The following is a 21,671-nucleotide window of genomic DNA, read 5'->3' as shown; positions in this document are numbered from 1 at the left end:
CCCGGGCCGGCCGCGCCCCACCGGGGCCGAACGCCTCGCCGCCGTCCCCCGACCGTTCGGCGACGCGCCCGCTGGCGCCTCCCCGGCGGACACCGCCTCCGGGCCGTCCCGGGCCTCCCGGCTACCCGGTCCGGGAGAAGGTCCGGGAGCCGGTCCGGGAAACCCCGCCACCGCGCACCGCTACGCAGCGGGGTGGTCGCCGAGGAGGAGCCGGCGGATCCGGGCGACGGTCTGCGCGTCGCGGGCCGTGGTGAACGGCAGGGCGTTGCCGCCGGCCAGGCGGAAGGGCGTGCCGTCGAGCGTGGCGTGGGCGCCGCCGGCCTCGGCGACCAGGAGCAGCCCGGCCGCGTGGTCCCAGGCGTTCTCCCAGCCGAACACGGTCGCGTCCAGGGCGCCGCGGGCGATCTCCAGGTACTCCAGCCCGGCCGAGCCCGCGCACGGCCGGGCCCGCACGGCCCCGGCGCGCACGCCCTCGGTGCGCAGGCGCAGCAGCGCGCGCTTCGCCCCTGGCGTGGTGTGGAAGGGGTAGGAGGCGGCGATCCTCAGCGGCGCGCCGTCGTCCGGTGAGCCCGCCCGCAGCTCGGCACCGTCCAGGCGGGCGCCGCCGCCCCGCAGGGCCGTCGCCATCCGGTCGTGGACCGGCGCGTACGTCCAGGAGGCCAGCAGCTCACCGCGGTGGGCGAGGGCGACCAGGGTGCAGAAGCCCTCGTCGCCGCGGACGAAGGTGCGGGTGCCGTCGATCGGGTCGACGATCCAGACCGGGCGGTCGCCGGCCAGCGCCGCGTAGCGGCCGGGGTCGGCGTCGACCGTCTCCTCCCCCACCACGACCGAGCCGGGGAGCAGCGCCGTCAGAGCGGCCGTCAGGTGTGCCTCGGCGTCCCGGTCGGCGACGGTGACGAGGTCGTGCGGGCCGTTCTTCTCGGCCACCTGGTCGGCGGTCAGCGCACGGAAGCGCGGCATGATCTCGGCGGCCGCCGTCCGGCGGACCGCCTCCTCCACCGGGCCCAGGCACTCCGCGGCGAATCCTTCGTCGAACATCCGTCCATCACATCACAGCTTCGGTTCTCCGGACCCCGACCGAACAGACGGACTGTCCGGGAGGCCCGGTCCGCCCGCCGTGGCCGGCGGGGCCGGCGGGGCAGGGCGGGTCAGCAGCGCGGAGAGAGCCAGGGCCGCCGCCACCCCGGCCACGGCGGCGAGGGCCGTCCGCAGGCCGGCCACCGAGGCGGTCAGGCCGACGGCGGCGGGCCCGAGGAGGAAGCCCCCGTAGCCGACGGAGGCGACGACGGCCACGGCGGCCGAGCGCACCTCGGGGCGGGCCCGGGCCCCGGCCAGGGAGAGGATCGTCGGCGCGCACACCGAGGTGCCGAGGCCCGCCACCACGAGCCCGGCGAGCATCGCCCCCGGGCCGGGGGCCAGGGCGGCGCCCAGGGTGCCGACCGCCGCCACCGCCGCGCCCAGCGCCAGCAGGTGACGCCGCGGCAGCCGGGCGGCGAGCCCGTGCCCGGCCAGTCGGCCGACGGCCGCGGAGGCCGCGAAGACCACCGGGCCGGCCGCGGCCGCGCCGGGGCCGGTGTGCAGGACGGCGCGCAGCATCACGGCGCTCCAGCTCTGCCAGGCGTTCTCGACCAGGAACGCGAGCGCGCACAGCACCCCGAGCAGCAGCAGCGGCCGGTCCGCGACGCCTGCCCGCCGCCGGACGGGCCCGGACCTCGGCCCGGACGCCGGCGCCGACTCCGGCTCCGACTCCGGGCCCGGCTCGGGCCGCTCCCGCGCCGGGCCCGGACGGCCGATCACGGCCGCGGCGGCGGCGAGGAGCACGGCCACCGGCAGCAGGACCGCGACGGCCGCGAGGCCGCGGCCGAGCGCCAGGCCCGTCGCGAGGGCACCGCACACCACGCAGGCGGAGAAGCAGGCGTGGGCGGCGTTCATCAGCGGTCCCGACCGGCTCTCCTCCGCGCTCGCCAGCGCGTTCACCCCCACGTCGACGGCCCCCGAGGCCGCGCCGACCGCGGCGAGCGCGGCCATCAGCGCCGGTGCGCCGCGCGCCAGGCCGGGCAGTACGGCCGTCACCGCCATCAGCAGCAGGAGCGCCGCGACGGCGGAGCGGCCGAAGCGGTCCACGGCCGCACCGGCCGGCCGCATCGAGCAGAGCGCACCCAGACCGATCATCAGGACGGCGACCCCGAGCTCGCCGTCGTCCACCCGCGCCCGCCGCTGGACCTCCGGGATCAGCGCGCCCCAGGTGCCCCAGAACACCCCGAACACGGCGAACCCCACCAGCACCCGCCCCCGCGCCCACGCCCGCACCACCGGCTCCGGCCCCCGTCGAATCGTGCCGCCGTCCGGGCGGGATGATGCCCAGCCCCGACCGGCCGGTCCCGGCGCCGCCCACGGCGCACGGGGGCACGGCGCGGCGCGGCACCGAGCCGGGCGCCCCCGGACGACAGTCCGCGCGTGGCCGGACGCCGGGTCAGGACCGGTCGCGGGCCAGGGCCCGGCGCAGCGCGAGGTGGGTCAGCCAGGCCATGCCGAAGGTGAACGGCGCGGCGGTGTTGCCGGCGGGGCCGGGGACGAGGGAGCAGACCACCATGACGGCGAGCGGTGTCCGAACCCGCGCCACCGCGCGGCGGACGGCGGGCGGTAGCGGGGCGCCTGCGGCCGGCCACGGGACCAGCAGGCCGAGCGCGGCGAGCGGGACGGTGAGGCCCGCGTGCTCCACCGCCTCGAACACCGTCCAGGCGAGCAACAGCGCCCCGAGGGCGCCCCAGGCCGCCCGTGCGGCGCGGCCGGCGGTCTCGTGTGTCATGGTGGCTCTCCCCCGTGCGTCGCACACCGCGCCACCGGTCCCGGGCGGTGCCGCCAGCAGTATGCGGCGCATCCGGCTCCCGGGCCACACCCGTACCACCCAGCGGTCAGCGGCCGGCAGTCAGCGGCCGGCAGTCAGCGGCCGGCGGCGGTCGGCAGCGCGCAGTGGTCGCGGGCTTCGGCCAGGGCCGCGGCGAGGGCCTCGGGCCGGCGGGTGGAGAGGTAGACGTAGGGGCAGAGCAGGGAGGGCTCGGCGACCTCCACGCGCACCGCGCGCGGGAGGTAGCCGCGGATGAGCAGGCGGGCCCTGGGGCCGGCCAGCCGGGTGCGCCAGGCGAAGGCGGCGGCCTGGTCGAGGACTTCGACCGCGCCCACGTGTTCGCCGCGCAGCACGACCGGCCCGGCCACCAGGACGCCGTCGCAGACCCGGATCCGGACCCCGCCGTAGCCGTTCAGCGCCGGAGCCGTCATCGCCAGCAGGAGGGCGCCGACGGCCAGGGCGGGCAGCGGGCCGAGCGGGAGCAGCGCGGCCGTGAGCGCGGCGGCGGCCGTCAGGGCGGCCAGCCACCAGCGCAGTGGGACGGAGAGTCGTTCGTCGTAGATCACCACACCCGGGATGCTGCCACGCCGCCGCCCGGACCCCGCAGCCGGGCCGCCGCCCGCGAGCGGTGCCGGCTCAGACCTCGTCGTACCAGGAGAAGGCGGCGATCCGCCAGCCCTCGGGCGTGCGGACGAACTGGAAGGTCTTCGTCCCGCCGCCGCCGTACGGCTGTCCGTCCAGGGTCCCGGACTTGCGGTACTCGCCGGTGCGCGAGGCGATGTCCCCGACGATCTCGGTCCGCTCGGAGGTCTCCCACTCGGAGAAGCCGACCAGCCGGCCGTCGTTCAGCAGGCGCTCGCGCGGCTCGATGAACTCCTCGACGGAGTAGACCGCGAACGTCGGGGCGGTGCTGACGATCACCCCCTGCGGGAGCATCAGCCGCCGGAGCCTGGCCACGTCGGCGCCCCGGCCGTCGCGGTTGTCGAAGGCGCCGAAGAACTCGGCGGTGAGCTGGTCGATCTCGGTCTTGGACATGGGGCCGACCGTAGCACCGCGGAATCCGTCGGTCCCCCGCACGACGTCAGATCACCCGCCGTCAAGTGGCCGGTCGGCTTCCGGTGTTCGGTTGGTGGCGATGTCGCGGCCCTATGGTGAACGCGGGGAGCTGGCTAGCATGAGCATGCCGTCGCAAGGTATCCGCCAACCCTCTACGGGAGGAGCCCCTCATGAGCGCACAGGTCCTGGAAATCCGCGACGCCGGCCTGCTGGACATCGACGAGGAGACCATCGTCTTCGAGGACGCGTTCGACGCGGACCTCGCCCCGGTGGCGTGTCTCGCCGACCCGTGGGTCACCTACGTCCCCACCCGCTTCGAGTGCGGGTTCGACTCCTGACCTCCACCGAGCGGTCCGCGTAGGAGGGTGGCCGCCGGGCGGGCGACCGCACGGCGGCCACGCCGTTCCGGACCGGGAGGACCGTTGCCGGCGCGGGACGGCGCCGCACCGAACCGGGCTTCACGGGCCCGCACGGAACACGGGACACGGAGCACCGCACGGACCCGCGGAGGGGTGGCACAGCGATGGCGGAAGCGGCACCGACGGGCCCCGGGTCCGGCCACGGGACGGCCGAGGACGTGCGGGCCCGGATCGCCGCCCACCTGGCCGCGCCGACCGCCGCTCGGCACGGGCTGCACGCCGGCGACGGCTGGCTGTACCTGCACGACCCGGAGATGCCGGCGCTCGCCCACGGCTGGAAGCTCCACCTCTCCGCCCGGCCCAAGCACCTGGCGGACCTGGTCGACCTGGTGCTCCCCGTCCTGCTCCGGCACCGCTGCGACGCCAAGTTCGCCGCCGGCGCCGCCGTGCTGGGGCAGCTCAACTCCGGGCTGCGCGGCGCCGCCGCCGTCGGCAAGGCGGTCACGGTCTACCCGGCGCCGGGCGGGATCACCGCGCTGGCGGCCGAGTTGGCCGAGGCGCTCGCGGGCCGCCCCGGCCCGCGGGTGGTCAGCGACCGGCGGCTGCGGGCGGACGCCCCGGTCTACTACCGCTACGGCCCCTTCCGCGCCGACGGCGACGACCCGGACCTCGTCATGACCGGCCCCGCCGGGGAGACCTTCCGCGGCCTCGCCGACGCGTCCTACCGCCAACCGCCGTGGGCGGCGGACCCGTTCGCCGCGGACGCCCCGCCACCGGAGGCGACCACCCGGGTCGGCGACGGCCGCTACCGGATCACCGCCGGGATCGCCCGCTCGCCGAACGGGCACGTCTACCGGGCGGTCGAACTCGCCACCGGGCGGGCGGTGGTGGTCAAACAGGCCCGCGCCTTCGTCGCCGAGGACCCGTCCGGCACCGACGCGCGCGGCCGGCTCCGGCACGAGCGGCGGGTGCTCGCCGCGCTCGACGGCGTGCCCGGAGTGCCGCAGCTGGTCGACTACTTCCGGCACGGCGAGGACGAGTACCTGGTCAGCACCGCGCGGGGCCCGCGCGACCTGCGCCGCGACGTCCTCGGGTCGGGTCCGTACCGTCCGGACGGCAGGGGCGCGACCGGCCGGGACTGGTGGGCGCTGGCGCGCGGGCTGCTGGCCGTCCTGGACGCCGTGCACGCGCGCGGCGTGGTCGTCCGCGACCTCAAGCCCGCCAATGTCGTGCTCGACGGCTCGGGCGGCTGCTCGCTGGTCGACTTCGGCGTCAGCTCCCTCGCCGGGGAACGGCCCGAGGGCGCCACCCGGGGCTACGGCCTGCCGGGCACCGGCGAGGCGCGGCCCGCCGACGACCACTACGCGCTCGGGGCCACCCTGCACTGGGCCGCCACCGGACTGGACCCCGTGGTGATCGACCCGGACCCGGCCGTCAACCGCGAGCGCACCCTCGCCTGCCTGGCCGCCGCGCTGCCCGCACTGCCCGCGGGCGGGCGGGAGACGGCGGACGCGGTGGTGGCGGCGGTGGCCGGCCTGCTCAGCCTCGACGCCGGGGAGCGCGCCGAGGCCGCCGCCGAGCTGCGGTCCGGCGTCCCCGCCGGCGCTGTCCGCGCTGTCCGCCCCACCCGCCCCGTCCGCCCCGCCGCCGCCCACCGACCGCCGGCGGTGACCGGGGACCTGCTCGGCGAGGCCGTCCGGCACACCCTCGACCGCTCGGTCCGAATGGCCCACGAGCTGGTCGACACGGCCCCCGGGGGCGGGCGGCCGCGCACCCTGCTGTCGCTCTACGACGGCGCCGCCGGACTCGGCCTCGAACTGCTCCAGCACCCGGACCGGCCCGAGGTCCGCACGGCCGCGGCCGCCCTCGCCCGGTGGACCGCCGCCCATCCCGCCCTCGGGCGGCTCGGCCCCGGGCTGCACGACGGCCGGGCCGGCGTCGACCTGTTCCTCGCCGGGGCGGCCCGTCTGCTCGGCACCGAACGGCCCGCCGTGCCGGGCGAACCGCTCGCCGACGACCTCCCGGCCGACCAGGTCTCCGGCGCCGCCGGGATCGGCACCGCCCGGCTCCTGCTGGCCCGCTCCTCCCGCGCCGACGGCCGCCCGGAGGAGGCCGAACGGCACCTGGCCGTCGCCGCCGAGTGCGCCCGACGGCTGACCGACGGCCGACCCACCGGCCCCCGGGAGACCCCCAACCCGGGCACGGCGGCCCTGGTGGAGGGCTTCGCCCACGGCCGGGCCGGTCTCGCCCACTTCCTCCTCGCCCAAACCGCCGCCCAGTCCGCCGCGCGGACCTCTCCGATCCCGGAGGCCACCCGGCGCCTCGTCGACGGCCTCGCCTCCGACGTCCCCCGGCTCGCGTCGGCTGTCGGCGCCCCCGGTGCGACCCGGCGCTACGGCTCCTGGTGCCGCGGGCTCGCCGGGATCGGCACGGTGCTGGTCCAGGCCGCCCGCCACTACCGCGAACCGGCGCTCCTCGCCCGCGCCGCCGAGGCGGCGGCCGCCTGCCGCACGCTCGCCCCGAGGATGGGCATGACCGGCCAGTGCTGCGGCCTCGCGGGCGTCGGCGACCTGCTGGTCGACCTGGCGGCGGCCACCGGGGACGAACGGCACTGGCACGCCGCCGAGGAGGTCGCGGGCCTGATCCTGGCCCGTGGCGGTGGTCCGTGGGGCCGCCCGCTCCTGCCCGGCGGCGACCCCGCCGCCGAGTCCCCCGCCTGGGCCGTCGGCACGCCCGGCGTGCTCGGCTTCCTGCGCCGCCTCCAGCGGCGGGGCGGACCGCGCCTCGGGCACCTGTTCCCGGCCTGACCCGTCGATTTCGGTTTCTGATCATCCGTTGGTACGTTCTTCCTCGTCGAGAGGGCGGGCCGCGCAGGCGGCGGAAAGCCCGGTCGGCCAGGCGTCGGTGGTGCATTGGCAGCACGCCCGCTTTCAGCGGGAAGAGTTCGTTCGATTCGGGCCCGGCGCTCCGATGAACGGGGGCGGCATCCGTGTGACGGGTGCCGCCCCCGTTCTGCTTCCGCCGGCCCCGGGCTCGGCTCCGGCTCCGGAAGGGGACTTCTCCCGTGACCCTGCTGCTCTCCCGCGCGGACGTCGAAGCCGCCCTGGACATCCCGGCCGCCCTGGCGGCGCTCGACGCGGGATTCCGCACCGCCGACCGGCTCCCGCCCGCCCAGCGGGTCGGCGCCCGCTTGCCCGGCCCCGGGACCGCCATGTGCCTCGTCCCCGGGCTGCTCCCCGACGTGCCCGCGTACACCGTGAAGGTCAACGCCAAGTTCCCGGCCGCCACACCCGCCCTGCGCGGCATCGTCTGCCTGCACGCGCTGGCCGACGGCGAACTGCTCGCGCTGCTCGACTCCGCCTCGGTCACCGCCTGGCGGACCGGGCTGGCCGCCGCGCTGGCCACCCACGCGCTCGCGCCGGAACGCGCGCGGACGGTCGCCGTCATCGGCGCCGGAGCCCAGAACCGGACCGCGCTCCGGGCCCTGCGCACCCTGCGGCCGATCGACGAGGTGTACGCCTACGACCTCGACCCGGAGCGCGCCGCGGCCGTCGGCACGGCCGTGCCCACCGCGCGGGCGGCCGTCGAAGCCGCGGACATCGTCCTCACCGCCACCTGGTCGCGCGAGCCACTGCTCGACGCCGACGTGCTGCGGCCGGGCCTCCACCTCACCAGCCTCGGCTTCGACGAGCCCGGCAAGGCGGAGCTCTCCCCCGCCCTGCTGCGCGCGAGCCGCCTCGTCGTGGACGACCCCGCCCTCGCCACGGCCTCCGGCGTCCTGCACAGCGCCGCCCTGGACCCGGCCCTCGCCACGCCGCTCTCCGACATCCTGCGCGGCACCGCGCCGGCCCGCCCCGACGACCGCCCCACCGTCTTCGCGCCGATCGGCCTCCCCTGGCAGGACCTCGCCCTCGCCTGGCCGCTCTACCTCGCCGCCCGGGCCAACGCCACGACACCCTCCTTCCGCTTCCACTGACCCCACCGCCCACCGACCGGCCCCGCCCCGGGGAGGCGTACTTCTGGGACCGCCTCCCCGACGACTACCGTTTCCAGCACACCGACGACCCCGTACCCGACGCGCCGACCCCGCCCCGCCCCGCTGTGCGACGGAGGAGACGACCGTGGAGAAGTTCGTTCCGAAGTTCCAGGGCGCGCCGTGGCCCGACGGCGCCCGCGTCCTGCACGTCTACGCCGTTCCCGACCTGCGGACCGACCGCGAGCTGGCGGACCTGGTCGGCGCGTGCCGAACGGCGATGCGCCCCTACCCGATCACCCCGATCGGCGACGACACCCTGCACTGCACCCTCGACATGATCGCCGACACCACCTCCGACCGGATCACGGCCGCGGAACGCGCCGACCTCGTCACGGCCCTGCGCGAACACCTCGCCGCCACCCCGCCGTTCGAGGCCACCGCCGGCGCCCCGGTCGCCAATCGGGCCGGGGCCGTCCTGCACCTCTCCCCCCACCACCTCCTGCTCGACCTGCGCGAACGCGTCCGCGACGCCATCCGCCGGACCCGCGGCCCCGGCGCCCTGCTGCACGACGGCGGCCGCCCTCACATCTCACTCGGCTACGCCTGGTCCGAGGCCTCCTCCGAGGACCTCCGGACGGCCCTCCGTCACATCTCCCCCGGCCACGCACCCGTCCGCATCCGCGAGGTCCAGTTGCTCGACGTCCGCTTCCGCCAACACCCCCGCCCCGGCGCCGAGACGGCCTGGCAGCTCTCCTGGGCCCCGGTGGCGACCGTCCCGCTCGCCCACGGCTGACCACCGACCCCACGAGGAGCCGCATATCCGACTCCGCCACCCCCGTACCCGACTGGCCCGCCCTCCTCCAGCAGGGCACCGGCACGGGCGGACGCACCTACCACGTGCTGCTCGGCGAGCAGGCGCTCCGCACCGGCATCGACGGACCCGCCGTCATGGGCCCCCAACTCGAACGCCTGCTGGACGCGCTCTCCCTGCCCGGCCTCACGCTCGGTGTCATCCCCGCCCGCGCCCGGCTGACCGTCCACCCCGGCGACGGCTTCGGGATCTTCGACGGCACCCGCGTGGAGGTCGAGGGCTACCGGGGCGGTGAGACGATCACCGACCGGCGGGTCGACCTCTTCCGCCGCGCCTTCGACCGACTGCGCGAGTCCGCGGTGTACGGCGAGGACGCCCGCGCCGTCATCGCTTCCGCCCTGCGGGCCGTCAGGCGGGCTGCCAGAGCTCGATCCGACGGCCCTCGGGGTCGGTGACCCAGCCGAACCGGCCGATGCCCTCCATGTCCTGTGTCTCCTCGTCCACCGCCGCCCCCTTGTCGCGCAGTTGGGCGAGCATGGCATCGAGGTCCCGGACCCGGAAGTTGAGCATTGTCTGCTGCTCGCGGGAGCCGAAGTAGTCGGTCCCGGAGTCGAAGGCCGCGAACACCGTCGGCCCGGCGTCCTGCCGCCACAGACCGTTCTCGTCGGCGTCCAGGCCGAGGCAGTCCCGGTACCAAGCGCTCAGGGCCGCCGGGTCGGCGGCGCGCAGGAAGTACCCGCCGATTCCAAGCACACGTTCCATGGCCGCCATCCTGCCAGCACCGCGATCGGACGGCCCGGCGAACACCCGGCGACCCGCGCGCGGGTCGGCGGCCGGCCGGACTGGTCAGCCAGGTCTGTACGACATCCCGTGCGTTCTCCTGAGCCCCGCTGAGCGACCGAGGCCGTGGCCAGGGGCAGCCGATGTGAGCCGACCGGCTCACTGATATCCGGGCGGGGACTCATGGGACACGGCCCGGCACCCGGCTCAGGTTCCGGGGAGGATGCGGCGCGTTTCGTAGGCCCACATCGCGATCTCGACCCGGTTGCGGGCGCCGAGTTTGGCCATCAGGCTGGCCAGATGCGTCTTCACCGTGCTGAGGCTGATGTGCAGCGCATCGGCGATCTCGGTGTTGGTCAGCCCGCGGGCGACGGCGAGGAGCACCTGCTCCTCGCGGGCGGTGACGGGTGAGACCGGCTGGGCCGCGGGCCGACCGGCGGGCAGGTCCGCGAATGCCTGGAGCAGACGGACGGTGACGCTGGGCGCGATGAGCGCCTCCCCGTCGGACGCCGACCGTACGGCCTGGGCCAGAAGGTCCGGTCCCGTGTCCTTGAGGAGGAATCCGCGGGCGCCGGCACGCAGCGAGCCGTAGACGTACTCGTCGAGGTCGAACGTGGTGATGACGACCACGGCCAGCGGGTCGGCGACGCCCGGGCCGGCGAGCAGCCGGGTGGCTTCGAGCCCGTCGAGGACAGGCATGCGAATGTCGAACAGGCAGACGTCGGGGCGCAGTTCGCGGGCCAGACGTACCGCTTCCTGTCCGTCGGCGGCCTCGCCGACCACCTCGATGCCAGGCTGGGCGTTCAGTATGATCCGCAGCCCGGTGCGGATGATCGTCTGGTCGTCAGCGACGAGGACGCGTATGGACACCGCTCTCGCTCCTCGTTCTCGGCAGCTCGGCTTCGACATGCCAGCCCCGGTCGGTGCCCGGGCCGGCTCGTAGTGTGCCGCCGATCAGGGTCGCGCGCTCGCGCAGTCCGGTAAGTCCGTATCCGTCGCGCCCCCGGCCGGTGCGCCGGCCGTTGTCCCGTACGCTCACCCGTACCGTGTGCCGTTCCGTGGCGACCCGGACGACGACCTCGGTCGCGTCGACCGCGTGGCGCCGCGCGTTGGTCACCGACTCCTGCACGATCCGGTAGACGGCGGCATCCACGGCCGGGGGCAGCGCGTCCAGCTCGCCGACGAGCCCCAGGTCGACCTTGATGCGACCGCCGGGGGTGCGCACCAGGCGCTCCAGATCCGCGACGCCGGCAGGGGGCGCCAGCTCGGCACCGACCTCTCGGTCGCGCAGCGCGGCGACCATGGCGCGCATTTCTTCCAGCGTGCGCGCCCCTTCCTCCTCGATCCCCTCCAGCGCCTCGACCGCGGCGGACGGGTCGGTGCCCGCGAGCACCCGGCCCGCCTGGGCGATGATCACCATGGCCGACACGTGGTGGGCCACCGTGTCGTGCAGTTCCCGGGCGAGCTGCTCGCGCTCGCGGGAGCGCACCTGCTCCAACTGCCGCTCGCGATCGGTCACCCGGAACCGCACCGCAGCCCCGACCACGCCGGGCAGCAGCCCGAAGACGAAGCCCACGACCTTTTCGACGACCTGGGTATCGGCCGTGAAGGCACACAGCGCGCACGCCGCGACGATCATCGCGCCGCCCAGTACGATCTCCCGTCCCGATCCCCACCGGGGCAGTGCGTAGACCAGCACGAGCACGACCGCGCCGGTGTTCAGGCCGACGGGCTCGCTCGGTGCGGCGACGAGCGCGGCCGCCTGAAGCAGGATCACCGAGCCGAACGCCAGCATGACCGTCGCCAGTGGGCGGGTCCGCCGCCACGGGGGCAGCAGGCACAGCCATACGGCGAACACCACCGCCACCGGACGCCACACGACGTTCTCGCGCAGAGTGGCCTCCAGCGCCACACCGGCAAGGCCCGCGGCGGGCAGCGCCCAATCCCACCGCACCCGGGCGGGCGCGTCGGGCGGCCGGGGTTCGGTCCACAGGGTTCGCAGGTCGTCTCGTAGCACGGTTCTCAGCCTAGGGACCGCAGCGTGCCGCGCATCGGCCGAAAGGACGGGTCGTCACTCCGCCCCGGGGCCGGCGGATCCGCGGCCCGCGGGCCGATGCCGCGGAGCGCCCTGGCGAGGAGCCTCGGCATCGGCGGCCGTACAAGGACGGCCGACGAGGTGGTTGGAGGACCCGATGCTCTCGAAAGCCCTGTTGCGCCTGGGCGCAAGCGCCGCCCGCCATCCCTGGCGGGTGATCGCGGCATGGCTGGTCGCCGCCGCGCTCGCCGTCCTCGCCGCCGTCGCCTTCGGCGGGCGGAACGCGGATTCGATGACCGCTCCGGGACTGGACTCCCAGCGGGCCGCGGAGCTGATCGCGCGGGCCGGCACCGGCCAGGAGGGGATGACCGCCCAAGTGGTCGTCACCCCCCTCGACGGCGCTGCGACGTTCTTCGACCACGACAGCGCGCGCACCGCTCTCATGCGGCTGCAGACCGAGGTGAAGCGGCTGCCGCACGTGCTCGGTACGAGCGACCCGGCGGGGGCACTCGACACGGGCGGGGACACCGCCGCGCGCGGCGGCCTCGTCTCGGCCGACGGGCGGATCGCGGTCGTCCGTGTGCAGTACCCCGACCAGAGCCGGCTGTCGGCCGAGGACCTCGACGCCCTCGTCGATCTCGGCGCCCGGCTGCGCGCCGAACTGCCCCTGCGCGTCGAGATGGGCGGAAGCCTCTTCTACGCCTTCTCCGACCCCGACGGCGGCGTGAGCGAGTTGATCGGCCTCCTCGCCGCGGCCGCGATCCTCTTCCTGGCGTTCGGTTCGCTCGTCGCGGCCGCGCTGCCGATCGGCATGGCGGTCTTCGGACTGACCGTCGGGGTCGCCACGATGACGGTACTGGCGGGGGTGACGGACGTCCCCGCCTTCGCACCGGTCCTGGGCAGCATGGTCGGGCTCGGAGTGGGCATCGACTACGCGCTGTTCGTGCTCGCCAGGCACCGGGAGTACCTCGCGCGCGGGCTCGATCCCCGCGAGGCGGCGGGCCGAGCGGTGGCCACTGCGGGGAGGCCCGTGGTCTTCGCCGGCGGCACCGTCGTCGTATCGATCCTCGGCATGGCGGTCGCGAACGTACCGTTCATGACGGTGGGCGGGCTCGCCGTCTCGATCGTCGTCCTGACCATGGTGCTCGCGTCGGTGACGCTGCTGCCAGCCTTCCTCGGCGCCGCCGGCCCACGCCTGGCCCGGGCCGGCCGGATCGCCCGGGCACTGCGGACCAGGAAGCCGGGCCGACTCGCACGGCGGCGGGACCCCGCGGCAGGCGCCGCCCACGCCGCCGGGTGGCGACGCTGGATCGGGCACGTCAGCCGGCACCCGGTGCCGTACGCGGTCGGCTCGGCGGGGCTGCTGCTGACCGCGACGCTGCCCGTGCTCGGCCTGCGCGTCGGCCTGCCCGACGACGGCTCACTGCCCCACAGCCGTACCGAGCGCCGGGCCTACGACCTCGTCGCCGAGGGGTTCGGCCCGGGCACCAACGGTCCCCTCGTCATCGCCGCGGACCCCACCGGTGATCCGGGAGTGCTGGACCGACTCGTCGGGGCGGTCGCGGCGGATCCGGGCATCGCCTCCGTCGCGCCGACGCACATCGATCGGGCCACCGGCATCGCGACCCTCGTGGTGTTCCCGACCACCAGCCCTCAGGACAAGGCCACGGCCGACACCATCGCCCGGCTGCGCACCGACGTGCTGCCCACCGCGGTCGGGCACGGCCCGGCCAGGGCCCACGTCGGCGGCGCCGCCGCGAGCCTGTCCGATGTGGGCCGACGCACCAGCCAACGCCTGCCGGTGTTCGTCGCCGCCGTGCTGGCGATGTCGTTCCTGCTGCTGATGCTGGTCTTCCGCTCGATACTCGTACCGCTCAAGGCGGTACTGCTGAATCTGCTGAGCATCGGCGCGGCCTACGGCATCATGGTCGCGGTCTTCCAGTGGGGCTGGGGAGGCACACTCATCGGGCTGGAAGCGACGGTTCCGATCGTGTCGTTCATCCCGATGTTCCTCTTCGCCATCCTGTTCGGCCTGTCGATGGACTACGAGGTGTTCCTCCTCTCCCGCGTACAGGAGGAGTACCTGCACACCGGCGACAACGGCACGGCGATCGTTGAGGGCATCTCGGGCACCGCCCGGATCATCACCTCGGCCGCCCTCATCATGGTGGCGGTCTTCCTGTCCTTCGCCGTCTCCGAGGACCCCTCCACCAAAATGTTCGGGCTCGGCCTGGCCACCGCGATCTTCATCGACGCCACGGTCGTACGCATGGTGCTGGTACCGGCGACCATGACACTCCTCGGCCGGACAAACTGGTGGCTGCCGAAGTGGCTGGACCGGATGCTTCCCCGCGGCCCGGTCGGCACCGACGACACCAACGACGCCGAATCCACGGGTGAGGCCCCGCGTCCACGGCTGGTCGACCGTTGACTCCAACCCCTGCCCGCCCCTGGCGTCCGGCACCTCAGCGCGTCACCCAGGGGCAGATCGAGTCGTGATCATCGGGTGGTCCTGGTGAGGTCCTTGATCCAGATCATCGAGGCGCGCAGGTGGAGACCGGCGAGGTAGCTGTCGGGCGCCCGCGACCCGGACGCGCCGGGGCTGGACGAGGATGACGAGGTGGAAGGCTTCTGGCACCGGACTCGCGGTCATCCCGTCACTTCCGCAGCAACACCTGGTTGCGGCCGGGTCCGCATGCCCCAGCGGGCAAGGGACGGACCGACAGCGCCCAGTGCCGCGAAGAACACCGCCAGCAGCAGCCAGCCCGTCGTGCCGAGGCCGAGTACCACCGTGGTGAGGATCGCGGGGGCGAGAGCCTGGCCCGCGCTGAAGCCGAGACCGAAGACACCTTGGTACTGGCCCTGTGCGTGGTCGGGGGCAAGACCGAAGCCCAGGGCGAAGGCCGCCGATGACTCCCAAACCTCTCCCAGACTGTGGACGAAGATCGCGGCCAGGACCAGTCCCGCCGCCGCCCAGACAGGGGTGTAGGCCGCCAGTGCCATCATCGGGCAGCTGACGAGGAAGAGCAGCCCCGCCGTGCGAAACGCCAGGCCGCCATCGTGCGGGGTCTCGATACGCGAGCCGATCCTGGTCTGCATCAGCACACAGAACAGGGAGTTGACGGCGAACAGCGCGGCCACCGTCCAGCGCGGCGCCTCGGTGTGCTCGGAGATCCAGATCGGCAGGAGTAGGGAGACCACCGGGTACTGCAGTCCCATGGCCCCGTAGAAGGCGGTGAACGCAAGGAAGGGGCGATCCGCGAGGACGGGCCAGCGCCGCTGTTTCGGTGGTGCTGCCAGTACCGGATAGCGGGGCAGCAGAAGCAGGAGCACCGCGCACAGGGCGAAGCTCGCCGCGTTGCCGAGGATCAGCGTGACATAGGCGCCGCGGGTGTTCGCGGCCAGCGCCAGCCCCGCACCCGCCGTTCCCAGGATGACGCCCAGGTTGACGAACGTGCGCAGCTTGGCACGGAACAGGGCCGGGCGCTCACCCCCGACCCGGACCACCAGCGCGCCCCACGCCGCCCCACCGGCCGCTGCGGCGATCTGGTCGACCGTCGCGATGATCGTGAGCGCGGCCCAGCTCTCGACGAGGACGAGGGCCGCCATCGATACGGCCTGGACCGCGAGGGCCAACATCATGATCGTGCGAGCCCCTCGCCGATCTGCGAGATGCCCGCCTGGTATCCCCGCGCACAGACCGATCACTCCGGCGATGGTGAGCGCGGCACCGACCTGCACCGCGGGCAGGCCCACGACCAAGGTGAAATAGAGCGCTGACGCCGCGTTGAACAGACCATTGCCGACTCGGTTGGCGAAACTGGCGGCGACCAGCACGCGCTCCGGCCGACTGTCCCCCGCCATCCGGCCTATTCGACCCGCTAAGTTTCCCTTGATCATGGATGGCACGCTAACAGTGGTCGCTGATCCAGCGGAAGTAGCACCAAGATCACGTGCCCTGGTTCCGCCAGAGGTCCGAACCAGGACCGCGCCACCCCCGAGGAGTTTGTCATCAAACGATCTTTTTCCGACAGGCATCGCACACGTCCAGTGAACCCGGATATTCCGGGACACCGGAGCGGCGCCAATCCCATCAGATCCGATGGTGGTTGCTGACAGGGTTTGACGACAGATAAGGCCGATCCTCTGTCCACTCCGACCGTCTCGTCCTGCGCATCCACGGCGGCGCGTTCTCCGCGATGGACCTCACCGCCCGCCAACAACCTCGGCCGGGGCGGAGCGCGAGGGCCGATTTCCGCCAGCCACGCCCGAGGCCTGCGGCGCACAGTGGGAGGCGTGGGACGGCTCGGACGAAGGACCGGAGAGCGGACGTGAGCGTGCACACGATGAGCGAGGCCCCCGCACAGCGGGTCGACGAGGCCGACTGGGCGGCGATCACCGAGGAGATCGGGGAGCACGGGAGCGCGCTGACCCCGATGCTGCTCGACCCCGCCGAGTGCGCGGAGGTGGCCGGGCTGTACGACGAGGCGGAGCGCTTCCGGAGCACCGTCGACATGGCGCGGCACCGGTTCGGCTCCGGGCAGTACCGGTACTTCCGGGAGCCGTTGCCCGCGCCGGTCGCCGCGCTGCGCGAGGCGCTCTACCCGCGGCTGCTGCCGATCGCCCGGGACTGGGCGGCCAGGCTCCGCCGGCCCGCGCCGTGGCCGGACAGCCTCGCCGAGTGGCTGGACCGGTGCCACGCCGCCGGGCAGTCCGACCCCACGCCGCTCCTGCTGCGCTACCGCGCCGGCGACTGGAACGCGCTCCACCGCGACCTGTACGGGGAGCTGGTGTTCCCGCTCCAGGTGGTCATCGGCCTCGATGTGCCCGGGGCCGACTACACGGGCGGCGAGTTCCTGACCGTCGAGCAGCGGCCCCGGGCCCAGTCGCGCGGCACCTCCGTCGTCCTTCCCCAGGGCCACGGACTGGTCTTCACCACCCGTGACCGCCCCGTGCGCTCCGCCCGCGGCTGGTCCGCGGCGCCCGTCCGGCACGGCGTCAGCACGGTGCGCTCCGGCCTGCGCCGCACGCTCGGCCTGGTGTTCCACGATGCCGCCTGACGCCGGCGGCCCCGACCCGGCCGCCACCCCGCCCGCGCCGCACACGGCAGCCGAACTCGGCGCCCTGGCCGGCCTGTTGCCCCGGTTCGGATCCGTGGTGATCGGGCACGGCCGCGACGAGGCCTCCGTCGCCGCCGCCCGGGCGTTCGCCGAGCGGTGGCAGGCCGGGGGCGGGACCGTCCTCGATGTCGTCGACTGGCCGGAGGAGGCCGCCTCCTGGCTGCGCCAGTCACGCCGGTTCACCGCCCCCGCGCCGGACGCCTGGGTGGTGGCCGCCGGCCCGCGCGGCTGGGCGGGCATGAGCCGGCGGCTGCGGCACAGCACCGACTGGGACCCGTCACGGACCGTCGGCTTCGCGTCGACCGGCAGCGCCCTCGCGCTCACGCTCGCCGGTCCGGGCACCCTGGACGGCCTGCGCGGCGCCACACCGGACGGCCGGACCTGGCAGGTGGGCGGCGACGACGATCCAGGGGAAGCTCCCTCCCCGACGACCGCGCACCGCACCCGGATCAGCTCCTCGAACCCCACGGCGACCACCTCTCCTCCCGAGCCCTGAGGGTGCGGCGGCCGAGCCACCGCACCTCCTTGCACCCGTATCGACGGAGCCGGCGGCCCTCGCGGGATGACACTCGTTCGGGTGAGTCCGGGCCCGGCGACCACGCCCGGCGACCACGCCCGCCGACCGGGCCGGGACCCGACGGCCGCTCAGGAGACGTTCAGCGGGTGGTCCGGCGCGAGGAGCTCGACGATGCGCGCGGCGACCTCCTGCGCGGTGTTCCCGTCCGGGCTGTCGCAGCCCGTGGTGGTGCTGACCGCGACCGTCAGCCGGGTGTCCGGCTGGTAGGCCTCGATGGCGGCGTAGCCGGAGAACGACGGGTTGGACAGGATCCAGCCGTCGCTGACGATGACGCCCAGCCCGAAGTGCCGGGCCTCGGTCTGGAGCAGGCAGACGTCCTCCGGACAGCCGTCCGCCGGGCCCGGCAGGCCGACGGTGCCGGGGTTCAGCTGGGTGCGGAAGGACTCCGGGGAGAGCAGCGCCCCGGTGCCGACGGCCTCGATGGAGCGCCCGAAGTCGCAGATGTCGGTGGCCAGCACCGCGCCGGGGGCGGTGGTCCACGACGGGTTCCAGAAGCTCGACTCCTCGTAGAGGCCGCGCCCGGTGGTGAAGGCGTGCAGCACGGGGTCGGGGAGGTCGGGGGTGAAGCGGTTGACCGTCGGCCGCAGGCCGAGCGGCTCGAAGATCCGCTGTTCCAGGAGGTGGTCCAGGCGGGTGCCGGTGATCCGCTCCAGCGCCGCGCCGAGCAGCACGAAGTTGGCGTGCGAGTAGCTCCAGTTGGTCCCCGGCCGGTACCAGAAGGGGTGGCTGGTGGAGATCCCGACCAGCTCCTCCGGGGTCCAGTGGCGGAACGGCTCGGCGGCGAGCGTGTTCAGGAAGCCCTGGTCGGTGACGTAGTCGGCGAGGCCGGAGGTGGTGTCGCCGAGCATCCGCAGGGTGATCTCGTCGGCGCGCGGCACCTCCGGCAGCCAGCGGGCGATCGGGTCGTCCAGCCCGATCCGCCCCTCCTCGGCGAGCTGGAGCAGCACGATGCCGAAGAAGGGGAAGGCCATCGAGCCGGCCCGGAAGTGCATCGCGGGTTCGGCCGCGACACCGGTCATGGACTCGCCGAGGGCGCCGGTGACGATCTCGTGGCCGTCCATCGAGACGCGCAGGAGCACCGAGTTCAGGTCGAGTTCGTGCTGCGCCCGGCGGGCGACGGCGAGCACCTCGCGGGCCCGGGGGTCGGCGTCGGGATCCGAGCGGACGCAGGTGTGCGAGGGCGAGGGAGTCTTGGCGAGGCCCTCGGCCGCGGGGAACACCACGGTGGTCAGGGCCGCGGCGGTCAGCACGGCGGCGGCGAGCACCCCTCCGCGGGAGAACACGCTGCGGGAGGACGCGGTACGGGAGGACGCCGTACGGGACTCGGTGCGGGAGAAGGTCATGACGCACTATGTGCGGACGCCCCGGCCGCCGCCCGGCCCAACACTCCGCGGCGTCCTCCGAGGGGCGCAGTCGCCCCGGCGGGAGCAGCGGTCGCAGTCGGCCGATTCGAAGCGGTCGGCGGGCCGGGATCGTGGCGTAGGGTCGGCCCCGGGACGGCCGCGCGGGTGGGGGTTCGCGCCGGCGCCGTCCCCGGTGCGGCCGTCGTTCTCGCGACCGGTCACGGTACGGCCGCCCTGGGCACCGCGGTTCACCCTTGCTCAAGCGTGTTCACCGTTGCTCCAGTGTGTTCACCCCTGCTCACAGGTGTTCCGCTGCTCACGCCGCTCACCGTCGCTCATCGCTCTCCGACGCTCCGTCACTCGGGGGCGCGGCCGCGCGGCGGCCCCGGCACCGCGGCCCCGACACCGCGGCACCGCGTCCGTGCACCCGTCCCGTGTGACGCACCGCAGCACGCCGAAGGGATTGCCATGTCCGAATACACCGAGTACACCGAGCCGTCGCCGCCCTCCGCCGGTCGGCCCCTCCCCGCCTCCCGGATCGGCCGGCGGCGCCTGCTGCGCGCCGGGCTGGCCACCGGGGGCGCGCTGGCCGCCGTCCGGCTGCTGCCCGCGACGCCCGCCGGCGCCGCGCCCACCGCCGCCCTCCGTCCGCCCGCCACGGGGTACGCGCCCGCCCCGGCCACGGCCGCGTGGCCGGACTGGGCGCGCTTCGCCCGCCTCGCCGACGGCACCTTCGACGAGGAGGCCGACATGCAGGGCCGGATCAACCAGCTGAAGGCCCAGAACGTCAGCGTCATCGAGCTGGACACCGTGCTGTCCGACTGGCTCACCGACGCCGAGTTCACCGCCCACGCCGCACTGGTCAAGACGTTTACCGGCAAGGCCCACGCAGCCGGTCTGAAGGTCGTCATGTACTACCCGTCGCTGGAGGTGATCTCCCCCGGCGGCGAGAAGGGCCGCTCGTTCTACAAGAACGACCAGGGCCGCACCTGGGTCCAGCGCTCCCTCGACGGCAAGCCCAACGTCTTCTACGGCAGCCTCGTGGTCTGGGTCGACCCGGGCGACGAGAGCTGCTGGGTGAGCCCCAACTCCCCCTGGCGGGACTACTACCTGAAGCGGATCAAGGCGCTCGCCGGCACCGGCGTGGACGGGATCTGGCCGGACGTGCCGATCTACTTCGACGGGGCGCTCTCCTGGTGCGACGCGTCCACCTGGGGCGCGGCGGCGTTCAAGGCCGACACCGGGCTGCCCGCCCTGCCGACGGCCGCGAACGACAACGACCCGGTCTTCCGCCGCTACGTCGAGTGGCGCCACCGCAACCTGCTCCAGTTCCAGCTCGACATCGCCGCCGCCGGGCGCAGTGTCAACCCGGACCTGGTCACCTTCGTCGAGACCGTCTCGATGGACTACCGCTACGCCACCTCGATCGGCCTGGACGGCGCCTACCTGCGGCAGGCGCCGGGCAACGTCAGCCAGGTCTGGGAGGTCGACATCCTCGCCAACGAGGACGGCATGCGGCACGCCACCGCCACCGACTGGACCTGCCTGATCTCGATGTACAAGTACGCGCGGGCGGCCAGCGGCGCCAAGCCCGCCTGGGCGTTCTCCTACGGATGGAAGGCCGACGACGCCTCGCTGGTGATGGCGGAGCTGATCGCGGCCGGCTGCAACCCGTACGAGGTGAAGACGCCGTACAAGAACGACACCACCGACGCCGCGATGCGCACCCGGATGTTCGGCTTCGTCAAGGCCAACCAGCAGCGGCTCTACGACGCGGTGTCGACGGCCGAGGTCGGCGTCTACCACTCCAGCGCCTCGCGCGACTACGTGAGCCCGGGCGAGGGCAACGGCATGTACGCCAACGCGACCACTCCCGCCGGCGTCAAGGACTGGTGGGGCGGCGACGACCCGCAGATGAGCTGCACCACGATGCCGTGGATGGGCGAGTTCCGCGGCACCGTCAAGGCCCTGGTGTACGCGCACATCCCGTTCGACACGGTGACCAGCCCGGGGATCGTGGCCGAGGACCTGGCGCGGTTCAAGGTGGTGCTGCTGCCGAACCTCCAGGCGGTCTCCGACGCGGAGGCGGCGGTACTGCGCGGGTACGTCGCGGGCGGCGGCACGATCGTGCTCACCGGGCCCGCGCCCACCGGCCTGGACGAGTACGGCACGCGCCGCGCGGAGTTCGCGCTGGCCGACGTCCTGGGGCTGCGCCGGGCCGACCCGCTGCCGGCGAGCCGGCGCAACGCCTTCGGCGCGGGCGTCTGCTGGTACCTGGGCGGCGACCTGCCCGGGCTCGCCTATCTGCGCACCGCCGACCAGGCCGCGGGCGACCGGCTGCTGGCACCGGTCCGCGAGGCCGCGCCGCCGGCGCTGGGCCTGTCCGGCGACCGGCGGATCCATCTGGAGGCGCGCCGCCTGGGCGAGGAGACCGTCGTCCACCTGGTGAACTTCACCAACTTCGGCGACACGCCGGCGGCGTTCCGCAGCACGCCCGCGTCCTGCACGCTGACGTACGCCGTCCCGGCCGGGCGCACCGTCACCGCGGTCACGGTCGCCACCCCGGACGGGACCGACCCGGCGCCGCGCCCGGCGCCGTTCACGGTGACCGGGGCGGTGCTCAGCGTGCCGCTGACGGTCGCGCAGTACTCGGTCGTCGGCATCACCGTGAGCTGATCGCTGTCACCGTGAGCCGATCGGCACCACCGTGAGCCGATCCGCCGCGCTCCGCCCGGCCCGCGCACACACACGTACGCCCCGGAGCCA

Annotated in this window: 19 protein-coding genes and 1 tRNA gene; 10 read left to right on the top strand and 10 right to left on the bottom strand. The window is 74.7% G+C overall.

Features of this window, described 5'->3' with window-relative positions; genetic code table 11:
• Positions 1-180: 180 nt before the first annotated feature.
• From ACFC0B_RS03170 to ACFC0B_RS03150, 5 genes are all read right to left on the bottom strand, one after another.
• Positions 181-1,038 (bottom strand): inositol monophosphatase family protein, encoded by an 858-nt coding sequence (locus tag ACFC0B_RS03170; protein ID WP_376081359.1) that lies wholly within the window; start codon positions 1,036-1,038, stop codon positions 181-183.
• A gap of 12 nt (positions 1,039-1,050) precedes the next feature.
• Positions 1,051-2,310, bottom strand: a complete 1,260-nt coding sequence (locus tag ACFC0B_RS03165; protein WP_376081357.1) for an MFS transporter — start codon at positions 2,308-2,310, stop codon at positions 1,051-1,053.
• Positions 2,311-2,473: 163 nt separating this feature from the next.
• A complete protein-coding gene (locus tag ACFC0B_RS03160; protein WP_376081354.1) occupies positions 2,474-2,809 on the bottom strand; it encodes a hypothetical protein in 336 nt (111 codons plus the stop codon).
• 134 nt (positions 2,810-2,943) lie between these two features.
• Positions 2,944-3,417 (bottom strand): DUF3093 family protein, encoded by a 474-nt coding sequence (locus ACFC0B_RS03155; RefSeq protein ID WP_376081352.1) that lies wholly within the window; start codon positions 3,415-3,417, stop codon positions 2,944-2,946.
• A 67-nt stretch (positions 3,418-3,484) separates the two neighbouring features.
• Positions 3,485-3,883, bottom strand: coding sequence for a nuclear transport factor 2 family protein (locus tag ACFC0B_RS03150; RefSeq protein WP_376081349.1), 399 nt, complete (start codon positions 3,881-3,883; stop codon positions 3,485-3,487).
• Positions 3,884-4,074: 191 nt separating this feature from the next.
• Here ACFC0B_RS03150 and ACFC0B_RS03145 point away from each other — a divergent pair, with 191 nt between their 5' ends.
• From ACFC0B_RS03145 to ACFC0B_RS03120, 6 genes are all read left to right on the top strand, one after another.
• Positions 4,075-4,242, top strand: a complete 168-nt coding sequence (locus tag ACFC0B_RS03145) for an SflA family class IV lanthipeptide (protein ID WP_376081347.1) — start codon at positions 4,075-4,077, stop codon at positions 4,240-4,242.
• Between the two features lie 185 nt (positions 4,243-4,427).
• Positions 4,428-7,070 carry a class IV lanthionine synthetase LanL gene (gene lanL, locus ACFC0B_RS03140; protein WP_376081344.1) on the top strand — a complete coding sequence of 881 codons (2,643 nt, stop codon included), beginning with the start codon at positions 4,428-4,430 and terminating at the stop codon, positions 7,068-7,070.
• Between the two features lie 91 nt (positions 7,071-7,161).
• A tRNA-Glu gene (locus ACFC0B_RS03135) sits at positions 7,162-7,230 on the top strand.
• Positions 7,231-7,327: 97 nt separating this feature from the next.
• Entirely contained in the window at positions 7,328-8,239 is a 912-nt protein-coding gene (locus ACFC0B_RS03130; RefSeq protein ID WP_376081341.1) for an ornithine cyclodeaminase family protein, read from the top strand.
• 145 nt (positions 8,240-8,384) lie between these two features.
• Positions 8,385-9,032, top strand: coding sequence for a 2'-5' RNA ligase family protein (locus tag ACFC0B_RS03125; RefSeq protein WP_376081338.1), 648 nt, complete (start codon positions 8,385-8,387; stop codon positions 9,030-9,032).
• Complete coding sequence (locus ACFC0B_RS03120; protein ID WP_376082387.1) at positions 8,981-9,505, top strand: Scr1 family TA system antitoxin-like transcriptional regulator; 525 nt, start codon at positions 8,981-8,983, stop codon at positions 9,503-9,505. The genes ACFC0B_RS03125 and ACFC0B_RS03120 overlap by 52 nt, the downstream gene beginning before the upstream one ends.
• Here the strand turns inward: ACFC0B_RS03120 and ACFC0B_RS03115 are convergent.
• The 3 genes from ACFC0B_RS03115 to ACFC0B_RS03105 all read right to left on the bottom strand — a co-directional run bounded on the left by ACFC0B_RS03115 (position 9,459) and on the right by ACFC0B_RS03105 (position 11,847).
• A complete protein-coding gene (locus ACFC0B_RS03115; RefSeq protein ID WP_376081336.1) occupies positions 9,459-9,812 on the bottom strand; it encodes a VOC family protein in 354 nt (117 codons plus the stop codon). The genes ACFC0B_RS03120 and ACFC0B_RS03115 overlap by 47 nt on opposite strands.
• Before the next feature lie 225 nt (positions 9,813-10,037).
• Positions 10,038-10,700 (bottom strand): response regulator, encoded by a 663-nt coding sequence (locus tag ACFC0B_RS03110; protein WP_376081333.1) that lies wholly within the window; start codon positions 10,698-10,700, stop codon positions 10,038-10,040.
• Positions 10,675-11,847, bottom strand: coding sequence for a sensor histidine kinase (locus tag ACFC0B_RS03105; protein ID WP_376081330.1), 1,173 nt, complete (start codon positions 11,845-11,847; stop codon positions 10,675-10,677). The genes ACFC0B_RS03110 and ACFC0B_RS03105 overlap by 26 nt, the downstream gene beginning before the upstream one ends.
• A gap of 175 nt (positions 11,848-12,022) precedes the next feature.
• Here ACFC0B_RS03105 and ACFC0B_RS03100 point away from each other — a divergent pair, with 175 nt between their 5' ends.
• Entirely contained in the window at positions 12,023-14,296 is a 2,274-nt protein-coding gene (locus ACFC0B_RS03100) for an MMPL family transporter (protein ID WP_376081327.1), read from the top strand.
• A gap of 218 nt (positions 14,297-14,514) precedes the next feature.
• Here ACFC0B_RS03100 and ACFC0B_RS03095 read toward each other — a convergent pair whose 3' ends face one another.
• Positions 14,515-15,765 carry an MFS transporter gene (locus ACFC0B_RS03095; protein WP_376081325.1) on the bottom strand — a complete coding sequence of 417 codons (1,251 nt, stop codon included), beginning with the start codon at positions 15,763-15,765 and terminating at the stop codon, positions 14,515-14,517.
• 446 nt (positions 15,766-16,211) lie between these two features.
• On the opposite strand from ACFC0B_RS03095, the gene ACFC0B_RS03090 reads away from it, so the two are divergent.
• Together ACFC0B_RS03090 and ACFC0B_RS03085 are read left to right on the top strand one after the other, a co-directional pair.
• Positions 16,212-16,925 carry a 2OG-Fe(II) oxygenase gene (locus ACFC0B_RS03090; protein WP_376082384.1) on the top strand — a complete coding sequence of 238 codons (714 nt, stop codon included), beginning with the start codon at positions 16,212-16,214 and terminating at the stop codon, positions 16,923-16,925.
• Complete coding sequence (locus ACFC0B_RS03085; protein WP_376081322.1) at positions 16,915-17,481, top strand: hypothetical protein; 567 nt, start codon at positions 16,915-16,917, stop codon at positions 17,479-17,481. The genes ACFC0B_RS03090 and ACFC0B_RS03085 overlap by 11 nt, the downstream gene beginning before the upstream one ends.
• Positions 17,482-17,630: 149 nt before the next feature.
• Here the strand turns inward: ACFC0B_RS03085 and ACFC0B_RS03080 are convergent, their stop codons facing one another.
• Entirely contained in the window at positions 17,631-18,905 is a 1,275-nt protein-coding gene (locus ACFC0B_RS03080; protein ID WP_376081319.1) for a serine hydrolase domain-containing protein, read from the bottom strand.
• A gap of 468 nt (positions 18,906-19,373) precedes the next feature.
• On the opposite strand from ACFC0B_RS03080, the gene ACFC0B_RS03075 reads away from it, so the two are divergent.
• A complete protein-coding gene (locus tag ACFC0B_RS03075) occupies positions 19,374-21,581 on the top strand; it encodes a hypothetical protein (RefSeq protein WP_376081317.1) in 2,208 nt (735 codons plus the stop codon).
• The last annotated feature ends 90 nt before the right edge of the window (positions 21,582-21,671 follow it).

Origin of the sequence: Kitasatospora sp. NPDC056184 (genome assembly GCF_042268405.1) — a bacterium.
Taxonomy (GTDB): Bacteria; Actinomycetota; Actinomycetes; order Streptomycetales; family Streptomycetaceae; genus Kitasatospora.
The sequence above is the reverse complement of the archived record's forward strand: the minus strand, read 5'-3'. Positions and strand labels throughout refer to the sequence as shown.